The organism is Aliikangiella maris (genome assembly GCF_040719265.1).
GTDB classification, from domain to species: Bacteria; Pseudomonadota; Gammaproteobacteria; order Enterobacterales; family Kangiellaceae; genus Aliikangiella; species Aliikangiella maris.
Window position 1 is genome coordinate 1 of the sequence record NZ_JBFDAH010000040.1, and the last position, 20925, is coordinate 20925.

18 protein-coding genes and 4 tRNA genes are annotated in these 20925 nt (G+C 38.7%); 6 read left to right on the top strand and 16 right to left on the bottom strand.

Going from position 1 to position 20925, the window contains the following annotated elements:
- The 8 genes from ABVT42_RS20665 to murB all read right to left on the bottom strand — a co-directional run.
- Positions 1–120, bottom strand: a 120-nt coding sequence (locus ABVT42_RS20665) for a GTP-binding protein (RefSeq protein ID WP_367024354.1), incomplete at its 3' end; no start/stop codon positions are given.
- 137 nt (positions 121–257) lie between these two features.
- Positions 258–333 (bottom strand) — tRNA-Thr (locus ABVT42_RS20670).
- Between the two features lie 13 nt (positions 334–346).
- A tRNA-Gly gene (locus ABVT42_RS20675) sits at positions 347–420 on the bottom strand.
- Between the two features lie 110 nt (positions 421–530).
- Positions 531–614: transfer RNA gene (locus ABVT42_RS20680), tRNA-Tyr, on the bottom strand.
- A gap of 210 nt (positions 615–824) precedes the next feature.
- Positions 825–900, bottom strand: a tRNA-Thr gene (locus tag ABVT42_RS20685).
- 296 nt (positions 901–1196) lie between these two features.
- A complete protein-coding gene (locus ABVT42_RS20690; RefSeq protein WP_353897857.1) occupies positions 1197–2009 on the bottom strand; it encodes a type III pantothenate kinase in 813 nt (270 codons plus the stop codon).
- A 92-nt stretch (positions 2010–2101) separates the two neighbouring features.
- On the bottom strand, positions 2102–3103 hold the full coding sequence (gene birA, locus ABVT42_RS20695) for a bifunctional biotin--[acetyl-CoA-carboxylase] ligase/biotin operon repressor BirA (RefSeq protein ID WP_353897856.1): 1002 nt from the start codon (positions 3101–3103) through the stop codon (positions 2102–2104).
- Positions 3100–4140, bottom strand: a complete 1041-nt coding sequence (gene murB, locus ABVT42_RS20700; protein WP_353897855.1) for a UDP-N-acetylmuramate dehydrogenase — start codon at positions 4138–4140, stop codon at positions 3100–3102. Before murB ends, birA begins: the two co-directional genes overlap by 4 nt.
- A gap of 336 nt (positions 4141–4476) precedes the next feature.
- Here murB and ABVT42_RS20705 point away from each other — a divergent pair, with 336 nt between their 5' ends.
- The 3 genes from ABVT42_RS20705 to ABVT42_RS20715 all read left to right on the top strand — a co-directional run bounded on the left by ABVT42_RS20705 (position 4477) and on the right by ABVT42_RS20715 (position 7615).
- Positions 4477–5037 carry a peroxiredoxin family protein gene (locus ABVT42_RS20705; protein WP_353897854.1) on the top strand — a complete coding sequence of 187 codons (561 nt, stop codon included), beginning with the start codon at positions 4477–4479 and terminating at the stop codon, positions 5035–5037.
- 22 nt (positions 5038–5059) lie between these two features.
- The gene (locus ABVT42_RS20710) at positions 5060–5782 is read left to right on the top strand and encodes a gluconate 2-dehydrogenase subunit 3 family protein (protein ID WP_353897853.1); all 723 of its coding nucleotides are present in this window, start codon (positions 5060–5062) and stop codon (positions 5780–5782) included.
- Between the two features lie 102 nt (positions 5783–5884).
- Positions 5885–7615 carry a GMC family oxidoreductase gene (locus tag ABVT42_RS20715; protein ID WP_353897852.1) on the top strand — a complete coding sequence of 577 codons (1731 nt, stop codon included), beginning with the start codon at positions 5885–5887 and terminating at the stop codon, positions 7613–7615.
- Between the two features lie 3 nt (positions 7616–7618).
- Here ABVT42_RS20715 and ABVT42_RS20720 read toward each other — a convergent pair whose 3' ends face one another.
- Together ABVT42_RS20720 and ABVT42_RS20725 are read right to left on the bottom strand one after the other, a co-directional pair.
- A complete protein-coding gene (locus ABVT42_RS20720; RefSeq protein ID WP_353897851.1) occupies positions 7619–8740 on the bottom strand; it encodes an aminotransferase class I/II-fold pyridoxal phosphate-dependent enzyme in 1122 nt (373 codons plus the stop codon).
- Between the two features lie 21 nt (positions 8741–8761).
- Positions 8762–9421: a LysE/ArgO family amino acid transporter gene (locus ABVT42_RS20725; protein WP_353897850.1), complete on the bottom strand. Its 660-nt coding sequence runs from the start codon at positions 9419–9421 to the stop codon at positions 8762–8764.
- A 246-nt stretch (positions 9422–9667) separates the two neighbouring features.
- Between ABVT42_RS20725 and ABVT42_RS20730 the strand changes: the two genes are divergently transcribed.
- The 3 genes from ABVT42_RS20730 to ABVT42_RS20740 all read left to right on the top strand — a co-directional run bounded on the left by ABVT42_RS20730 (position 9668) and on the right by ABVT42_RS20740 (position 12746).
- Positions 9668–10561 carry a LysR family transcriptional regulator ArgP gene (locus ABVT42_RS20730; protein WP_353897849.1) on the top strand — a complete coding sequence of 298 codons (894 nt, stop codon included), beginning with the start codon at positions 9668–9670 and terminating at the stop codon, positions 10559–10561.
- 222 nt (positions 10562–10783) lie between these two features.
- A complete protein-coding gene (locus tag ABVT42_RS20735) occupies positions 10784–11155 on the top strand; it encodes a hypothetical protein (protein WP_353897848.1) in 372 nt (123 codons plus the stop codon).
- Positions 11136–12746, top strand: a complete 1611-nt coding sequence (locus ABVT42_RS20740; protein WP_353897847.1) for a methyl-accepting chemotaxis protein — start codon at positions 11136–11138, stop codon at positions 12744–12746. Before ABVT42_RS20735 ends, ABVT42_RS20740 begins: the two co-directional genes overlap by 20 nt.
- Before the next feature lie 142 nt (positions 12747–12888).
- On the opposite strand, the gene ABVT42_RS20745 is transcribed toward ABVT42_RS20740, so the two are convergent.
- From ABVT42_RS20745 to ABVT42_RS20770, 6 genes are all read right to left on the bottom strand, one after another.
- On the bottom strand, positions 12889–13848 hold the full coding sequence (locus ABVT42_RS20745) for a threonine dehydratase (RefSeq protein ID WP_353897846.1): 960 nt from the start codon (positions 13846–13848) through the stop codon (positions 12889–12891).
- A gap of 692 nt (positions 13849–14540) precedes the next feature.
- Complete coding sequence (locus ABVT42_RS20750) at positions 14541–14936, bottom strand: hypothetical protein (RefSeq protein ID WP_353897845.1); 396 nt, start codon at positions 14934–14936, stop codon at positions 14541–14543.
- A 362-nt stretch (positions 14937–15298) separates the two neighbouring features.
- Positions 15299–17218 carry a putative bifunctional diguanylate cyclase/phosphodiesterase gene (locus ABVT42_RS20755; RefSeq protein WP_353897844.1) on the bottom strand — a complete coding sequence of 640 codons (1920 nt, stop codon included), beginning with the start codon at positions 17216–17218 and terminating at the stop codon, positions 15299–15301.
- Complete coding sequence (locus ABVT42_RS20760; protein ID WP_353897843.1) at positions 17211–18362, bottom strand: FIST signal transduction protein; 1152 nt, start codon at positions 18360–18362, stop codon at positions 17211–17213. Before ABVT42_RS20760 ends, ABVT42_RS20755 begins: the two co-directional genes overlap by 8 nt.
- Positions 18363–18690: 328 nt before the next feature.
- Positions 18691–19188, bottom strand: a complete 498-nt coding sequence (locus ABVT42_RS20765; protein ID WP_353897842.1) for a S1 family peptidase — start codon at positions 19186–19188, stop codon at positions 18691–18693.
- Between the two features lie 1234 nt (positions 19189–20422).
- Positions 20423–20554 carry a hypothetical protein gene (locus tag ABVT42_RS20770; RefSeq protein WP_353897841.1) on the bottom strand — a complete coding sequence of 44 codons (132 nt, stop codon included), beginning with the start codon at positions 20552–20554 and terminating at the stop codon, positions 20423–20425.
- Between the last annotated feature and the right edge of the window lie 371 nt (positions 20555–20925).

A 20925-nucleotide genomic window follows, 5' to 3' on the forward strand; every position in this document is an offset into this window, starting at 1 on the left:
AAACTCTTTTGATAAAACGGTACACATCGCCGCTGTCAATGTCGTTTTCCCATGGTCAACGTGTCCTATGGTTCCTACATTGACATGGGGTTTGGTTCGTTCAAATTTTTCCTTAGACATAAATGCCTCCAAAAAGAGTTTAAGCAAATAATATTAATACCAGCCTATGCTTAACCGACCATTTGAGCATGATGCTGTAGTAATCATATAAACATAGTTAAACCCGGAACAAGTTCAATTGATCCGGGTAGAAAAAGTGGTGCCGATAACCAGAGTCGAACTGGTGACCTCACCCTTACCAAGGGTGCGCTCTACCAACTGAGCCATATCGGCGCTTTGTTCGAACTGGAGCGGGTAGCGGGAATCGAACCCGCATCATCAGCTTGGAAGGCTGAGGTTCTACCATTGTACCATACCCGCCGTACGTAGATTGAATATCGCTAACCTACATTACTCTTCGACAAACAAAACTTTAAAGTACACCAGCATGCTACTTGTGGAGCATATTTAATAGCCCGTACTTGTTAATTTGGTGGAGGGGGGTGGATTTGAACCACCGAAGCTCGCGCGTCAGATTTACAGTCTGATCCCTTTGACCACTCGGGAACCCCTCCAAATTTTTTATAGCAACCAACCTTTTGGCCTTGCTATTTTGAGCCGCGAATTCTGACAATTAAACCCCTAAAAATCAAGACAAATTGTAAAACTTTGCAACTCTTTATTCTTTTGTTTCTTATCACCTAGCATCTGTTATTAATGCAAAAATATTGATCACTGTGCCTGATAAGATAATGGGGTGTTATAGTAAACACCCCATTGCAATCTGGTGCCGGTTCCCGGAATCGAACTGGGTACCTACTGATTACAAGTCAGTTGCTCTACCAAGTGAGCTAAACCGGCAATTCTCCGCTGAATGAGTGTCTGTACTCAAGCAGGGACGCGAATTCTAAATAGTTATTTCTAAATGATCAATGGGTTTTTGGTTTTTTTTTTATTTTTTTTAATTAACAATATTAAGATTTTGATTTTAAAGAATTTTTCAATGCACGCAGCGCTCATTTTTTGTTCTAAATTATTCTTGTTAAAATCAGCTTTTAGATGAACTAATCAATATTTCACCAATAATTCTTTGGGTTGTCTAATAGATATACGCCTAGTTGGGCGCCTACTTAGATATTTTCCTTGGGTTTGAAATATTATTTTTCGCAGCGATACTCTTTGAAGTGTTCCTTATACAACAATGCCAACCCCTCGAATACTAGCGTTGCACGATATTCAATCGTAATATTCTTCGTCAATAATTGGTTTAACCAATATTCTCCGCCACCACCAGTAATCAAATATTCTTGAATATTATATTGATTCTGCAGTTTATCAATTGATTCAGATAAATATGCCCAGAATATTGCGTCAATACCCAAGTGAACACACTCCGTTGTTGATTTGCCCAACAATAAGACTCGAGGATCTTTTACACCATGCTCTAATTCACTATGCGCCCTTACTCTATCTGTATGCAAAAGGCTTTGAAACATGAGCTCTCGACCAGGAAGAATATGGCCACCTAAATGAATATCTGGCGTCAAAACATCAAGAGTCAAAGCAGTACCAACACTAATCAGGGCAATATTTTGCTGTCGCTGGTTAGCAGCAATAATCGATAGCCAGCGATCGATACCCAACAGCGAAGGTTCAGCGTAAGCACATTTGACACCGCAGGCCTGATAACTCGTTTGTGCAAAATAAATACGTGAATTGTTATCTTCAACCGTCACATCTGATATCAATTGGAGATGACTGAGTAATAATTGTTTAAGCCTCAGATTTTCCTCGTCACTGCGCACAGATGAAACCAATACCTGGTGTATTGGTTGCGCCGATAATTGTTCAATTAACGACTCAATCTGGGTAAGTCGTTCAACAGGTTTTGATTGAAGCACTTTGGAACAAAGTGAATCTGAAACAATGTATTTTAAATTGGTATTGCCCCAATCAATCAACAAATACATGCAACTCTCCTATTAACCATCTTCTTCATCAGACAAATTAACCTCATCTTTAAGCAATATACTGAGGACAACTGGCTAGCCAAATAATCAATTTAGTCTAATACTTTGCGCAAACTGACTTCGCCCGAATGGAATATTTTTATCCCCTGAGGAGTTTCCAGTCTTAACGCACCATTTGATTCAATCCCCGCCTCTGTACCACTGTATGTATCCTGTGGGGTGATGATATGGACAGGTTGTTGGTAGACGGCACTCAAAGCAGGCCACAAAGAAGAAAAAGGCTCAAATCCTTGTTGTTGATAAATATTAAGTGTCTCATCTAAATCAACTAAAAGTTTAGCGAGCAATTCATTTCGAGTAACTGATTTTACCAATAGTGGCTTTAAATTAGCCCAAGGTTGATCTATGGGCTCTCCTTGCTGGTGTTGCATATCCCAGTTAATCCCGACACCAATATTCAAAAAACTAGTGTCATGACTTTCGCCATTCGCTTCAACCAATATGCCAGCAACTTTTTGATGATTAACCAGTAAATCATTTGGCCATTTAATTTTTACAGGCGTTTCTGCAAGCTGATTAATTGTTTGTACCATACTTAATCCGATTGCCAGACTCAGCCCTCCCAGCGCACTCAACCCCAATGGTAATTCGACACCAATTGAAAAATACAGGTTAGCCGCAAAGGGAGAGATCCACGAACGCCCTTTGCGACCGCGTCCGGCAGTTTGATGTTCCGCCACACAAACCCGCCCAACCCCTGGCGATAGACGCCATTGTCTAGCCATGTAGTCAGCCGTTGAATCAACACTGGTTAATACATCTATTTGCTTGAAATATTTATTATTCTTTAGACTTTGCGTCAACAAGTCTTTATCCAGTAGACGCAATCCACCTGAAATCTGATGCCCTTTTCCACGAACAGAAAAAATATTAATTTGCCACGATTCAATTTTCTGAATTAATTTCCAGATCGCCGTACGAGAAACGCTTAGCTGTTGTGCCAAATCTTCACCAGAGTGAAATCTCCCATCAGCCAAGAGCCGTAGCAACTTTTCAATTCTTTCGCTGGTGCTCACTACTTTTCCGCTATTCATAGATTAGAGACCTCACCAATAATGCTAACTTCAGGTTCCAGTTTTACCCCAAATATCTGCTCAACCTTTTGTTTGATCATCTCGGCCATTCTCCAGACCTCAAAGCCGTTATCTGCGGCATAATTCACGATGACCAATGCTTGGTGAGCATGTACACCAACATTTCCTGAACGAACACCTTTTAAACCGGCTTTTTCAATTAACCAACCGGCAGCCAGCTTCATCCCCCCCTCAACAGGGTACGCTACTATATCGTCAAATTGCTCAAGCAATTGTGCATAGCATTGCAAACTCACGATCGGATTTTTAAAAAAACTGCCGGCATTTGCCAATTGGCCAGGGTCGGGTAACTTTGCGCTGCGGATTTGACAGACTTTTTGCATAACCTCGAGAGGCTGAATATTGACTTGTCCTTGAAAATGATTTTTCAGCGGTGGATAGCTTAAACACAAATTTGGTTGCTTAGATAATCGCAAACACACTTTTGAAATCAGGTATCGCCCAGGATGCTGCTTAAATAAACTATCCCGGTAACCAAAGTTACAATCAATCGTCTCCATCCTCATCGGCAGACCTGACTCAAGATCAATTCCCTCAACCGATGTAATCACTTGTTTTACCTCAACGCCATATGCGCCAATATTTTGTACAGGTGCAGCGCCAACCGTACCTGGAATAAGAGCAAGATTTTCCAATCCAAACCAGTCATTTTGAACGGTCATTTCGACCAATCGATGCCAGTTTTCTGAAGCACCAACGGCAATTTCAACAGAAACATCCGTTTGACTGATAATCTCAACACCAAAAAATTGTGGAAAAATGATTAGTCCTGAAAAATCACTAACAAACAGCACATTACTACCACCACCTAAAATAAGACGTTCTTCAAAGGATTGAATTTGAGGTAATAACACTTCAAAATTCGCGGTATGATCGATAATTAAAAAATGTTCAGCAAGCGCATCTATGGCAAAAGTATTTAGTGCCTTGAGAGAAACTTGTGAAGTGATCTGATTAACAACTTGCGGAAATAACAATAGATAAATATTCCTTAACAAAATTAAGTCTATTCTACACTACCCTTTGAATAGATAGTAACTTTATACTTAACCGACCAACTTAATAGCGCTAAAAAATATTGCCAACAGCCAAGTCTCAGTGATAACGTGTCTAATCAAAGTAGTAACTTATTGAAAAATAGATTAAATTTAAATGATATTGAAGCTATTAGTTCAATATATTCGCCACAATTTAAATAAGATAATAATTAAAATTTAAGAAAAAATACCAGGCAAAATCTGTAACAACTTTCCGGCCAATTCACTCTTTAAACTGGAAAGTTAATCATATTATCAATTGAACCAGAGGTTTAAGTGAATAAATTACAAATTAATCTTATCATTTTTTTCCTGTTGTTTGGTGTGACAACAATACCTAATGCAGAAGAGGATACCCCTGGAGAAGGCGCAGTTGCCCCTGACTTTCAAATCACTCAAATGGATGGTACAACCTTTAAACTCAGTGATTTTAAAGGCGAAAAACCCGTTTATCTAATATTCTGGAACACCTGGTGTACTTTTTGTATGAAAAAAATCCCACATCTCCAGCGTACTTACCAGGAATTCAATAAAGACATCCAAGTGATAGCCATTAATACTTCATTAAAAGATAGTTTTGAACAAGCCTCCGAATTTAAGCAGCGCTTTGCGATTGAATACCCTTTAGCATTTGATCATGGAAAAAAAGTCACAGATTTATATGGCGTATGGGGAACGCCAACCGAGTTTATTATTGATATTAACGGTACCATTTTACATAGAGATAATGTTCCACTGGACATTACCAATCACCTCGAAAAATGGCGTTCATCTGAAAATATTGAGGTAGTTGCAAAGCCAAACACAAGCTGCCAGCAAAACCTCAAAACCTGTTAATCAGTTAATCCGGATAAAAATCATGCGAAAACATGTTTCATCTAAGGTCGAAAGGACATTTGTTAACAAACACACGGAGCAAGCGGCAGGATCGCAAACAAAATCAGCAAGGATTCAGACACATATCTCACCAGTACAGCGATTTCCGGGTTACCGTGGCCCACTAGCGAGTGGATATAGTCGTCGTGATTTTCTAAAAACCAGTATTGCAGCGAGTTTGTTGGGCGGATTATTAGCATGTAAACCAACACTGAACCATAACCTACTTTCTGACCATCAACCTAATACACCCCTCAACCAATCATTGTTCACCCGGCATCAACAAATGACTTTGCAACAGGTTCAAATGCATTTATTTCCAGACGATGGCAACGGCCCAAGTGCTAAAGAGATTAATGCGTTTGGTTATCTTGAATGGGCGCTAAACGATCCCAAAAATATCGACGATGGCGATCCTGAATTTATTCAACAAGGCGTAGTGTGGCTTGATGATTTAGCGCAGCAAACTGAGCAGCGGCAATTCATTCAACTCTCACATCAACAACAACACCAAGCGATCGAGGCGGTAGCAGCGTCTCAGGCAGGGAAAAACTGGTTATCATTACTACTATATTATTTAACCGAAGCACTATTGCTCGATCCGGTTTATGGCGGTAATACCAATCAAATTGGCTGGCAATGGTTGCAACATCAAGCAGGTTTTCCTCGCCCTGAACCGGGAAAAACGTTTAAAGACTTTACTTGAGACACCGTTTTTCTGCTCAGCTCTACTTAGCGTTTAATACCTATCTTAGACTTTAATATTTCACATTTTGTATTCTGTACAGACTTATAGAGAACCGCATCGATGACAATTCAATCAGACTCTCAATCAGACTCTCAATCAGACTCTAAATCAGATTCCGTTAAAACCGTTGATATTTGCGTCATTGGCAGCGGCGCTGGCGGCGGTCCGATTGCTTATGAATTAGCAAAAGCCGGTTATCATGTTGTGGTATTAGAAAAAGGCCACTGGTATCGGGAATCAGATTTTAAAAAAGATGAAATGCTTACCCGGCGCGGCGTTTTTCGCTCAAAAATGGCCGAGGAACGCCACATATTGGTCGAACCGGATAGTGATGGATGGAATGAAAATCCCACCGATGAGTTTTGGGGCGGAAATATTGTCGGAGGCGCAAGTAATTTTATGAGTGGTTACTTTCACCGCTTAAAACCCGAAGACTTTCGACTGCTATCAGAATTTGGTCCAATAGAAGGCGCTAACTTGACCGACTGGCCTATCAGCTATGATGATTTAGAACCTTATTACACCAAGGTAGAGTCAGTCATTGGGGTGTCAGGAAAAGTCGTAAAACATCCCAATCTAGAACCCCGTTCGACGGCCGATTTTCCACATCCACCAACCAACGAACATCCAATCGCTCAATGGTTTGATCAAGCAGCCAGTGAACTGGGTTTTCATCCACTTCCAATGGCCCGAGCCATTTTATCTGAACCGGTGAACGAACGCCGCAGTTGTGAATACTCGGGTTACTGTGGCAGTTATGGCTGTCGTTCAGGGGCAAAAGGCAGTTCACGAGCAGCCTTACTTAACCAGATTGAACATCTGGACAATTGTCAGATTATTACCCAAGCTAAAGCCTATCAAATCAATACAGATCAAAAAGGCAATGCCACATCGGTGGATTATTTTGACCAACAAGGAAATACTCACCAAATTCGAGCCAAAATAGTTGCCGTCGCATGTTATTCAATGGAATCAAGTCGCCTGTTGCTTAGCTCCTACGGTCCAAAACATCCACAAGGCATTGGAAATCGCTACCAACAAATCGGCAAGAATCTCCACTGTTGTGCAGGAGGCACAGGACACGGCATATTTGATTTGAGCCAACTCAATAGCTCACAAGCTAACGACTTAAAAGTACGAGGCCCTTTTTTTAATCGCGCACTACAAGATTGGTATTTTATTGATGATAAAAAGGCATTTGGAAAAAGGATTAAAGGTGGCACTATCGACTTTGTGTTCGATCCTCCCTCTCCAACGGCAGAAGCCAATAATTTAAAATGGGGTAATAATGACGAACTCCTATGGGGCAGCCCTTTTAAACAACGACTGAAATCCCATTTCACCCAATCAAAAGATTTTAAATTTGAAGTATTTTGTGACTGGCTACCGACCGATAATTGCCATGTCAGTCTTGATGCAACAGAAAAAGATAAATGGGGTTCGCCCGTGGCCCGAGTAAAAGTCGGATATCATCCTCACGATTTGAAAGTTGCTCAATATATCGTAGACAAAGGGGTTGAAGTCATGAAAAAAATGGGCGCCCAAAATTATTATGGCAACGCATTTACTTCACCGACATCTAATTTAATTGCCGGTGGATTGCGCTTTGGGCGAAATCCGAAAACATCGGCACTTGACAGTGATTGTCGCGTTCATGGTACAGACAATGTCTTTGTAACCGATGGCAGTTTTATGCCGAATGGCGGCAGCATCACCCCCACTTGGACAATTTATGCCAATGCATTTCGTATTGCAGATAAAATTAAACAGCAACTTGGTGGCAAATCATAATTGCTATTTTGCGTCGATAAACTGTGTGAGCAAATCAAGCGCTTGGGGCAAATTTTTTCGACCAAAACCAATGCGAAAATGTGACGTCGGTGTTGTAAGTAAATCAGAGCGATAGACTTTGCCGGGCAGTAACAACACACTTTTTTGTTTAACTAAGGACTCACAAAATGAATCGGCACCATCGCTTCCCAGATATTTTGGAAATGCAATACAGCCACCATCAGGCATCTGCCACTCAAACCATTGTTCGTATTGTTTAAAAAATGCATCAAGAATCAATAGGTTTTCACGAATAATATGACGGTTCTGCTGCAAGATTTTATCCGCATGGGTTAATGCAATATCTGCGAGAACTTCACTTGGCGCAGAATTACAAATGGACAAGTAATGTTTATAACGCTCCATTTTCTGTAACCAGTCAAACTGCTGACTAGCAATCCAACCAATTCTTAATCCCGGTAGTCCATAAGCTTTAGACATAACATTTAATGAAAAACCTAGCTCATAAATATCGGCTACTTGTGGCAGCCGCTTGGTATCATCCAGCTCAAGCAGTCTATAGACTTCGTCACTGAATAAAAAGATTTCGTTTTCCCGACAAAGACTAACCAGTTGATCTAATGTGTCTCGAGAAATAATATGCCCCGTCGGATTATTCGGAAAATTAATTGAGATGAGTCTTGTATTTGGTTGAATAGCATCAGCAACCTGATTTAAATCGAGCGCCCAGTTTTGCTCAGCATCTAATGCAACGCCAGTCACATTAGCAACTTCTAGCGGTATCGTTTCTGCAGCCTGATAATTAGGTACGATCACAATGGCATGATCACCAGGACGCAGCAATACGCGCATCGCCGTATAAATCCCTTCTTCTGCGCCGTGAAAGCATAAAATATTTTGCTGACTCAGTGAGTGATAAGTGAGCGCAATTTTTTCGCGTAGTTGAGGTGCCCCCCAGGTTTCAGTGTATCCTAACCATTGCGACATGAGTGCCTGCTCAGCATCATCACCAGCCATTGAAAGTAAAGAAGCTATCGATAAACTTTCGGCATCGGATGCAGCAAGATTATATTTGGCATTAAATTCCCATCGAGAAAAGTAAGTTTCTAATTCAAAATCACGCATTGTCATTCCTCTGTTACCACTTTATTTTGCCCACTGATTCAATAAACTAAAAGCAATCATCCACATCGTTAAAGCCACCACAATATCGATACCGACTTGAACCTTGGGTCGAATTAAATAGTCGGCTAATCTGATTGCACCATATGTTAAAGCGTAAAACCAACTGATTGACGCAATGATACACCCTGCAACAAACGCACCGCGCATATCCATCGTATATTGATTTCCAACACTACCTAAAATCACTATCGTATCCAAATATACATGCGGGTTTAATAAAGTTACCGCAAGTGCGCCAAATATAATTGTTAAACACGGCTTTTTTCGCGGAGGTAACGACTCAACGATAATATTACCAACCTCATCTTCAATCTGCGTTTTGGGTAATAGAGTGCGGTATTTTTTAATGCCGTCGGCTAGCGCCATAGAACCATAAACGGTGAGAAAAAATATACCTCCCCAAGTTAATAAATTTAGTGATAGCTGGCTTTGGTTAAAAATAATCCCGCCACCATATACACCAATAATAACTAAAAAAATATCACACACCACACAAATGCCAGCCACTAAAAAAGGGTAATTTCTTTTTAACGCCTGATTTAACACAAATGTGTTTTGTGCGCCAATAGGAATAATCATACTCAGCCCCAGAAAAAAACCTTTTACAACCGTAGCAAACATGGTTGATTAATCTCATCAATTCAATAAAACATCAGCTTAATCAGACACAAATATTAAGTAAAATTAATATTTTTAATTAATAATTAGATATACTAATATCAAATAAAATGTCAAAATTGCTCCAAATGGATATATCGCAGGCCACAGCTATTATCTCGCTGCACGCTTATATTCGCTATAACCACAAGGTTTTAATTGCAAGGCTTTGAGCAAGTCACTTGCTAGAGATTGGTAAAAATAGACTCAATGAATATTGACTATAAACTGCTACAAGCTTTATCCACAGTAATTGAGTATCAAAATTTTGAATTAGCCGCAGCACAACTGTGTCTCTCACAATCGGCCATTTCTCAGCGGATAAAACAACTGGAAGATTTGCTTGGTCATCCAGTGTTAGTTCGGGCTAAACCGCTTAAACCCACCGTTATTGGTGAACATCTAATCGCTCACTATCAACAAGTCCATCAACTTGAAAAAAATTTGTTACAGCAAATACTCCCAGACATTCCGACTCAACCCACAAAGCTTGCTGTTGCTTTAAATGCCGACTCTCTGGCAACCTGGTTTCTTGACGCTTTAAGTCCACTTCTAAAAAAGCATCCTATTGAACTGGATATGATCATTGCTAATGAAGCGCTTACAACCAACCGATTGAAATCAGGCGAGGCATTTGGTGCAGTCAGCCTTTCCTCTAAAGCCTTGCCCAACTTTCAAGCCGTTCGACTGGGTAAAATGAATTATATCATGGTGGCATCAGCACAGTTTTATCAATACTATTTCAGTAACGGGATTAATCGAAACACTTTAAAACGTGCTCCCGCAGTCACTTTTGATAAAGATGACGAAATGCATTTTCGTTTTATTCACCAACACTTTGCTCTGCAACCTGGCGACTACCCCTGTCATATTGTGCGTTCCTCTGAAGCATTTATCGATATGGCACTCAAAGATCTGGCCTATTGCATCGCTCCTGAAATACAAGTGAAACAATATTTAGAACAAGATATTTTATTAAATATTATGCCAGATAAATATTTTGAACAAACTCTTTACTGGCACTTTTGGATATTAAGCAAAGGTATTTTCCGTGATGCATCAAACCTAATTATTCAACATGCTCACCAAGTTTTAGCCCAATAGTCATTACACTTGAACGTTAGATTTTCACACAAGATTTTACCTAGCTTAATTAGGTAAATCATTTTACGCTGAACAAACCTACCTTCCTTCCCTAAAATCTCATAAAGAAATTTTATTAGGTTTTTTATTCTCCACTATACTTATTAATTCAGGAAAGCAAAGTTAGCCAAAACTATTATAAGGAAGTCACACAAGCGCCTAAATATAGCAATGAGTAAGTCAATGAAAATACGCAGTAAATTAATCGCTACTTATACAGTTGCCACTATCACACCAATAATCATAATTTGTATTGTTATGGCTTTCAAAACAATCAATCAATCATATGATGGATTCATTGAAAATACCCAAAAAGAAATTCACCAGATAAACAATGCCTTTAACGCTTTTTTTGATCAAGTCAGGAAAAACGTACGCTTTCTTTCGGAAATGCCCGCAGTAAAAAATGTCCCGTTAGAAATCACCAATTACATTGGCTCACCTAAGCAAGCGAATGCCAGAACTAACAGTCCAGCAGAAGCAGCAATTCATGCCGCTTATTTAACCTTTATACAAACTCATAACGATTTACTTTATGTCTACATGGGGGGGTGAAAGTGGAGGCTACATTCAGGCCCCAGAAGAATCAAACCCTGTTGGCAATTACGACCCAAGAAAACGACCTTGGTATCAATTGGCAAAAGCCAGTCCACAAAAAGCCATTATGACCAGCACATATAAAGGCTCACTTGGCGATCCAATGGTATCCATCGCTCATTCAATTACAAATACGTCAGGCAATTTTATTGGTGTTCAATCTGTTGACGTTGCGTTAAGTAGACTCACCGAAATTATCAGCTCAATTCGTTTGGGTGAAACGGGCTATCTTATTTTAATTGATGAAAATAATACGATTTTGGCTGATGCAAAAAATCCGGAGAACGGTTTTAAAAAATTAAATGAACTAGATGGAGAACTTTATCAGCAGCTTGCTGCAAATCAACAAAAAAACTTTAGCATTGAACAAAATGGAACCTCTTACGAAATTACCTCTTATCTATCACCTGAATTAAAATGGCGATTTATTGGTATTATAGAAACCTATGAAATCCACTCACCAACCTATCGGCTAATACGAATTATTTTTCTTATCGGATTGGTACTCGTTGCAGCTTTTATCTTTTTAGGCGCACTTTTTTCAAGCAGAATTGTCGCCCCGATTTTACAAGTTTCCAAAGGGTTAGAAGATATTGCAAAAGGTGAAGGTAACTTGAGTGTTCGATTAGATGTGAAAAGTCAGGACGAAATTGGTGCGCTAGCCAAGTGGTTTAATTTATTCATTGAATCGACTAACACCATGGCTAAGGATATTCAATCCTGTTCGCAGCAGTTATCACTTTCATCAGAAAGCACCAATCAAATAATTACTCAAATGCGGGCTGGCAACCATGAACAGGAACAAGCCATTGCAAAGGCCGCAACGGCAACCACAGAAATGACATCGACCGCTCAACATATGGCAATGAACTGTTCTGAAACCATGACGGAAGTCAACAACACTAAAGAAGCCGCATTACAAGGAAATGGAACAATGAAAATTGCAGTCAACAAAGTTGAACAGTTATCAACAACCATTAGCGAATCTTCGATTGCCATGGATGAGCTTAATCGGGAAAGCAATAATATCACTCAAATTTTGAATGTTATTCGCGGAATTGCCGAGCAAACTAACTTACTGGCACTAAATGCCGCTATTGAAGCAGCGCGCGCTGGCGATCAAGGACGTGGTTTTGCGGTTGTTGCCGACGAAGTACGAACACTGGCACAGCGCTCACAAAAATCAACAGAAGAAATCGATGCAGTACTCACCAGTCTCGCTGATCGTACACAATTTGTTGCAGGAAAAATGGAACTCAGCTCAAAACAATCACAAGATGCCAGTGAAGAGTCAAAACGCGCGCAAATATTATTTAATGACATAGCAAAATCAGTGGAGGCCATTAACGATATGATTACGCGAATAGCAACTGCGGCAGACGAACAGTATCAAGTATCCGAAGAAATCGCACAAAACATCACAGAGATTAACGATGTTGCATACCTGGCAACCACTTCATCTGACAAAATGTCTTCTGATTCAGCAGAACTATTAAATCTTTCACAGCAACTCAATCAATTGGTGGCGCGCTTTAAAGTTAGTCGTTAAAAAAGTATTCGAGCTAGAAAAGCAAAAACTCACAGTTTTTAAGCTGTGAGTTTTTTGATAAAGCTAAAGGTAATCTTAGCGTAAACTATACATCAGAATATGACAACAGAATATAATCAACAATGTAGCTTACAAATCAACTCTAGCAAAATGGCATAACGTAGCTACAAAAACGATTGAAGCCTACATTTCCACCAGAACAAATCAAGCCAACTTTTTTACCAGCCATTTGCTCTTTTTCTTTATTCAAAGCAGCCAGAGGTAATGCTCCTGCACCTTCAACCAAGTTATGAGTACCTTGATAAAATTCATACATTGCTTCTGAAATCTGGTGATCATTTACCACAACAATACGATCAACACCTGATTTAATGATGTCAAATGCTTCTTCCATCGGTGTACGAGTTGCAACACCATCAGCCATAGTATTTGCATGTGGTGTAGTAACCACTTTACCGGCTTCATAAGATAATGCAAATGCTGGTGCACCTTCTGCAACAACACCCACAATTTTAGTGCTTGAGCCAAGTAAGTCACGAGTTTTGATCATGCCACAAATTCCTGTACCCATTCCAATTGGAACATATACAGTATCCATGTCTTGAATTGCAGTTAAAAATTCCAATGCATAAGTTGCGACGCCTTCAACAAGTTCGGGCATAAAAGGAGGGATATATAAAAAACCAGACTCTTGCTCCAATTTAGCGGCATACTGTCTTGCTTCTTCATAATCATTACCGTGAATAATCAATTCAGCGCCATAACTTTTAATCGCACGATTTTGATCTTCACTATTATCTTCTGGTACAACAATCATAACAGGAATATTATGAAGCGCACCCGCAAAAGCAAGACTTTGTCCATGATTACCACGTGTTGCTGAAATAATTCCTTTTACTTTTTCTGCTTGATTTGCCAACTTGTTAACTAAATTAATTCCGCCACGCACCTTAAATGCAGTGGTTGGTGTATGATTTTCATGTTTAACCCATACTTCACAACCAGTACTGCTTGAGATCTGAGGCCAATTATACTGAGGTGTTGGTGACATAGTCTTATAAATAAGCGATGCCGTATTTTTTAATTGGTCAAGTGTAAACATTTATAAATCCTTTGCAATTCTATAAATTCAGAATCAATCCTATCCTGTAAACTGAATAGTCTCAATGAATTTTTCATGAATTGTGTTAAGTTAAAAACTCTAGCAAAAATAACCTTTAATCAATTGTGGTTTTAAATAAAATTGCCTGTAAGAAATCTCTTTTTATTGATTAAATTATATATGCAATCTCATTAATAGATTTTTATTGTTGTATAAATTGATAATTTTAACTCAATTTACAAAAAACATTTTATCTAATTTTTTTTTAGGTTGTCCAGCAAACAAGACTCAACAAAAACCACAAATTTGTTACGCCTATTATACTAAAGTGGTAGATTGAACACGCATTATTTATTTCTTTTGTTTTAATTTTTATGTGCGAAGAAAGGATTAATAATATTTACTTTAAGGTTAATCAATAATTTTATTTTAATGATTATTCCCTGATTTTAAATGTGGAAATTCATTGCTTGATATACCAGTAGAAAATGAAAGCCACAAAATCAGTTCAACCATTAATGATAAATTTTTGTGGCATTTTAACTATATGGCAATTGGCTTAGTATTAGTATTAAATTTAAATTTAAGTTTAAGTTTAAGTTTAAGTTTAAGTTTAAGTTTAAGTTTAAGTTTAAGTTTAAGTTTAAGTTTAAGTTTAAGTTTAAGTTTAAGTTTAAGTTTAAGTTTATTAATTAGTCTTTTTCAACTCTGCTTAACAAGGCAATACGAGTCAACTGATCAAATTTCCCGTAAGCCAGTAACTTATTTAAATCTGCCGGATCGACTCTTAACGAAACTTTATGAAAGTCGATAGTATTTAAGTTAAATACTTCGGCCGGGTAAGTGACTTGATTAAAAGCCCCTCCCACCTTTTCTTGCCAACTATAATTGACTTGAAGTTTATCTTTCTCTATTGCGACGACTTCAATTTTAACATGATAGATACCATCCCACTTTCCTTGCCAACTACCTAAAATTGACCGATATGGTTGCTCATCCTTTGCCGAAATCGATAAACTCAACATGAGCAACATCAGCGTTGTAATTGAGCGTTTTGAGTTAATCAAACGACTCAAAGTCTTAAACATTACCATTCTCTCCCCTTATTTAGTTTAAACAGTCTCTGGAATAATCACAGCTGTTTTTCCTTTGGAAAAAGCAATCATTATCAGGACAAATTGGGCATAAAATTATAATAGAATTAATGAGTATTCTACCTGTCATACAATTGACAATTTTCATGACTAACGGTTCAGTCCTATCATAATAAAGTACACATAACATGTTAGTCCAATGTATAAAATACGTTCAGATTATTCCTAAAAATATGTGATTAATTGATACCAAAAGGCTCAGAAAAGCAGCATTACCGTTTGAGTTTAGGCTATTAAAAATTGATGATTGAAAATTGATGACAAAAAAATCATCATTACTGATGACTAGTGCAGGTTTAGCGATGATTGATTAATGAAAGCTTCTCCCCCGATATCAATAAGTCGGTCATTTTTTGTTTATCCAATGGTTTATAAAAATAAAAGCCCTGAATATACTCGCAGTGCCTGTCTTGTAGATAGCTAACAACATTAGGGTTCTCAACCCCTTCGGCAACAATTCTTAAATTAAGGCTATGCGCCAGAGAAATAATGGCATTGACTATCGATTGTTCGTTGGGATTTTGCTCTAACTCAAGTATAAATGAACGATCAATCTTAATAATATCTAACGGTAATTTTTGCAAATATTTTAACGAGGAATAACCCGTTCCAAAATCATCGATAGCGACGGATATATTTAACTCCCGCAGTTGATTCAATACACCCGTGGCTTTTTCCAAATCACTTAGCAACATTGATTCAGTAATTTCAAACTCCAGATATTTACCACTGATTTGATGCTCAGTTAAACACTGACTAATTTTTTCCACCAGTGTCACATCAGAAAACTGTTGTGCCGATAGATTTACTGATACACAAAAATCTTTGACCCCCATATTTAACCACGTAATGATTTGCGCACACACTTTACGCAGCACCACTTCTCCCACACTATCAATCAAACCCGAACGCTCCGCAACAGGAATAAAATCCGCCGGAGAAATAGCTTCACCCTGCTGTGGATACCAGCGGACTAAAGCTTCCATTCTGGAAATACTCATATCAGTCGTACTAACCTGTGGCTGGTAAAAAACGGTTAACTCATTGTTACCAATTGCATGTCGTAGCTTATTTTCCAAATCCAACTGATACTGTGCAATACGCTCCAGAGAGGTGTTAAAAAATTCAAAGCTGCACCGCCCATTTTGTTTTGCATGATACATCGCCATGTCGGCCTTGCGAATCAATTCAGAGGGTTCCGTATCATCACGAGGATACATGCTAATACCAATACTCGCAGAAATATAAAAGCTCTTATTATTAAAATGATAAGGCAAGGTCAACTCAGACAAAATTCGTTGACAAGTATGAGAGGCAACTCGGTGACTTTTAATATTATCCAACAGCACGACAAATTCATCACCACCTAGCCGAGCCAAAGTATCATGCTCACGTAAGCATACTTTAATTCTTTTTGACACTTCAATAAGTAACTTGTCACCCACCTGATGACCTTCAGTGTCATTTACTTTTTTAAAATGATCGAGATCGATAAAAAGTATGCCCGCAAAATCCTGATTACGTTTACTAAGTTGAATAGAGTGATTAATTCTATCAAGTAAAAGCATTCGATTGGGCAGGCTGGTAAGCGCATCATGAAAAGCCTGATATTGTACCAGCGCTTCATTTTCTTTTATTTGTGTAACATTTCTCAAACACCAAACACGTCCAACTAAATGGTTGTCGAGTATTTGTGGGGTCGAATAATATTCAAACAACTGCTTGTTTTTGAGTTCAATTACACCAAATATATTGGCATGACCATCGAGAATAAGTCGCTTGAGTTCGTGCACCAGATTATGAGGATCTTGAATGATCTTATAAAACAACCAAAGAATTTGCTTGCTTGTATAATAATTTTCAGTGTCTTTAAGATGTAAAATTTTACCGGCGCTATCGTTAAATCTAACTAGCTCACCACTTTGATTAAACGCTAGAATGGCTTCTCCGGTTGCATTAAAAATTCCATCGAGTGCAACCAGCGAGTCAGCTAACTGTTTATGCGCAGCTTCCAGCTCTTTAAGCTTTTTGCGAAGCTCCGCATTGCGTTGATTAAGTTCCTCTGAAACCAGCTCAAGTGAACGTTCAACCAGTACCTTTTCCCTTTCAAAATCCAAATAAGTTTCGCTAATCACCTCTAACAACGGTAACATTTCATCAGGAAGATTCGACGTTAAGTATTTTCGCCTCAACTGTCGAGTTAAAAGTTTATGCATCCACTATTTCGCTAAAAGTTGTAATGGTCATAGTTTGATTGTGCAGTCGACAGTGATTTCCTTTTAACAGTGGTGAAATTTCACCATAAGAATAGAATCCACATTTAACACAATCATCAGAAGTCACATCATTAACGGCTTCGAGCTCTTCATAAGTTCGCTGATTTAAAACCAGCCGTCGCCCGACACAAGAGATTAACAACGCAAGCCTAGCCTCGGCGCTTTGTAATTTCTCCACAGCACCGACAGCCGCAATACTGGCGCCATCAATTAAACTGTTATTGCTGGCTTTCATCAGTTTCGCACTGGCGCCTTCTGGCATATCACCGGCAAATACCATACTTTTGTCGTCTTCATTAATTGACAATATAGTGCGAACAACACTTTCCGACTCCTCTGCTAATTGTAGACTAAGTGGAAATCTCAATGCAGAAGAAGGCAGTTCGGCAGAATAGTCACCCAAATAATTTTTATATAAATCAAGCGCGGGTTGACCGTCTAGTTCATATAAAATATTACCTTTGGAACGGGTTATAATTCGATTGGGTCCAAAGGCACTCCATCCACCAAGCGTGCCATGTCCAACACGAAGTGCATTGCCATAAAATCCACACACAACAATCATGCCAGATGCGCACTGCTCATTATGCCAAACAACCGTTTTCGAAAATCGTTCAGCATCTCCTGCCAGCCCCCCCGTGACCAAAACATCACGTGGCAGCGCTTCATTAATACCACTTACCAGTTCGGTTCCATTGACTAACTGTCCATCGCTAATCACCAAAGCATATCGTAACACGTCTTCATGTAGACTAGCGGGTAACTCCTTTGCCAAGGTCAGCCCCGCCTCAAAACTTGACTGATGGTGATTAATGTTGGTATTGATTACTTGGATTGGCGTATTTGCTAAATTCACTGCGGTCAGCACCAATGAATTATCATAAACTTCAGTCGATGAAATCTCTCCACTGGTCGTGCATCCAATCAATTGGGCATGAGAAAAAGCATTTTTAATCTGCTGTGATATAAAAGGAAACTTAATAATTTGTCGGCTACCAAATGCCAACAGCAATTGAGAAGAATCATTGGCAGGTAACGCAGGAAACCACTGTCCATCACGATAATGGTATTGAGATACATTCATATTTGACACCTAAACTAAATACGAGTAATGATATTTTCTAATACCTAAGAATAGTACAAAAATGCAGACTGGACCGAATAGAAAATAGGCTTTACCGAATCAGGACAACCCGGTGGCCATTTCATAAAACACCTTTTTAGGATTTACACTCTCTGAAAAAATGCACGTTCAATCTAATATTTGTTAACCCCTTAATAATCAAACAGTTTTAGCAGTCTCATTTTTCGCCAATATTTCAGCAATAAAAATACGAAGGGCGCGACTTAATTCAACAGGTAGGATACTTTTTGTTTAGATTATTATTGTAAGACATACATGCCAGAAGATTTCAAACCATTATTTTCACGTTCAACTTCTCCGCGTTAATTAAGACACCACTTTCAGCTAAAGCCCGCTCCTTTTCAGACAACATGGCAACTGTATTTAACTTACTCGCTTTTAAATCAACCGCGCCTGAGAGCTGCCATAGCGCAATATCATATCCAGCAGCCACAGAAAAAACTTCATTGGGTTGAGTTGGCTGTGTTTTATAATTAGGATGCAAATAAATTTGTTTGACCGGTAAAAATTGTCCTGCCCCATCAGTGGTATTGTTTGTTCCCACTAAAATACCAACATCTTCAGGACTCACCCCCACCGAACAATGGGCAGCAGTGACCACCCAACGATCAGTCACCAAGGCACCACCACAAAACTGTCTGAAAGATCCACTCCAAGTCGAACCTACAGCAGCTATAAAAGGATATTCTTGCGCGGCGGTCTCATCCCCGCCAATAATATTAGGATTGATGAGCACATTATCATGTTGAACAACGACCCTTTTCAATTCAGGCCCTTCGCCCCCAGAAACATTGCGCCATCCAAAAGGAACCTCTTGGCGAATAATATGCTCACCTTCAGGAATACCATAAAAAAATAAACACCAAGTCGATTAGTTTGTGTGAAGCGTTCACCCTTATCACGTTGTGCATTATTATTTTCATCGATATAAACAACAACCTTATTTTGCCCTCGCTCACCTGAACTCACTTTGCCATCAGCATTGTGATCTTGCCAGACATACCCAGCAATAAAGCCATAGTCACCAGCACTAGATAATGAATTAACCGTTGACGAGGTCGGGCTATTTGGCGTAAATCGTTTTATTTGTTCATTGTTCTGCTGCGTATAACTAACAACAGAATGACTTTTTTCTGAATCACCTTTTGCTGTATTACTAAAAACCGTGCGGGCTGCGTGTAACCCGGCACTCCCTTCACCATAACGATAATCATCTCCAATATCTCACCCAATAGCCAAACTCTCACAAAAACAACCGCTATTCACTCAAAGTCCCTTCCATAGTTTAGTTGACCGTCCGTTATTAATTATTATTTCTAGTTATTATCATTTTAGATTTAAGTTATGGGTGTCTCAACTCAGCGATGGATATACTCATTCAACCATTTGTATATTGTTAAATAGTCTTGCCCCCTTATGGCACCTCAAGCGTGTAATTCGCTGGACGCTTACCATTGATTCACAAACCAATTGTAACCACCTTTTAAGCAACTTAGGAATTGCACTTATTATATGAATTCGCGTTCAGAAGAGAGTGTGGTGCACTTACTGATTGAGCGTGGCTTCCATTTAGTGTTTTTAGTCGGGTGATCATATATGCCCGTTATTAGTTTTAATGAGTTCACGGTCTACTGTTGCTTCCCCTCAGCAATTTTTTTTATCCCAGCAATATATTTTTCATATTCGAGCTTCGTTTCAAATGCTGAGCTATATATAAACCTCTAAAGTAGGAGTCGAACTCAGATTAAAAATTGAGGATACTTGCTTATCATAAACTCCCTTTTTATCATAGTACCTATAAAATTTTGGTTTAGAAGTTGATATCTTATCGAGTCTTTTAACATTTTCTTGAAAGTAACCTAAATCCAAATTATATTTATTAAGCCTCTTTATAACTACATACATATCTTCTTTATTCTTAAAATCAAAACGAAACACGTTTGCCTTTTCACTACAAGAAGATATAAATATTATAAAAACAAAATATAATTTTTTAAATTTCATTTTTTAAACTGCCTTAATTTATTTAATTTTCTAGTAAGATCTGGAAAGGCATTAGAGTTATAGTATGCCTCACCTACAAAGTTATTAAACCCTTTCCAAAATCCATTTCCTTCTCCTGTTACATGCATATATATTTCCATTTTGCTCTATTATATCCATGCGAACATGGCCACTGAATGAATGTGCGGGGTACGCGATATTCCATAAAATATTATCATCATAATTAACCACATGTTCTATAGGATTATAAAAAAATAAAACATGTCTACCAGGACTTTGATCATCCCAAGGATATTGGAATGGTATGGATTCCGTATTTGCTAAGCTTGTCATTAATCCCTTTGTACAAAACCATTCCCCGCCAATTTATCCATTACATAAGCCATAGTTAGTCGTCCCTGAAAAAAGAAAAACTCATCAATTTTCTCTCAAGGAAATGCACGTTGAAGCGCTTTTATCATTGAGTTTAACGCAACAAATCTCGTCAGGCGATTAAGCA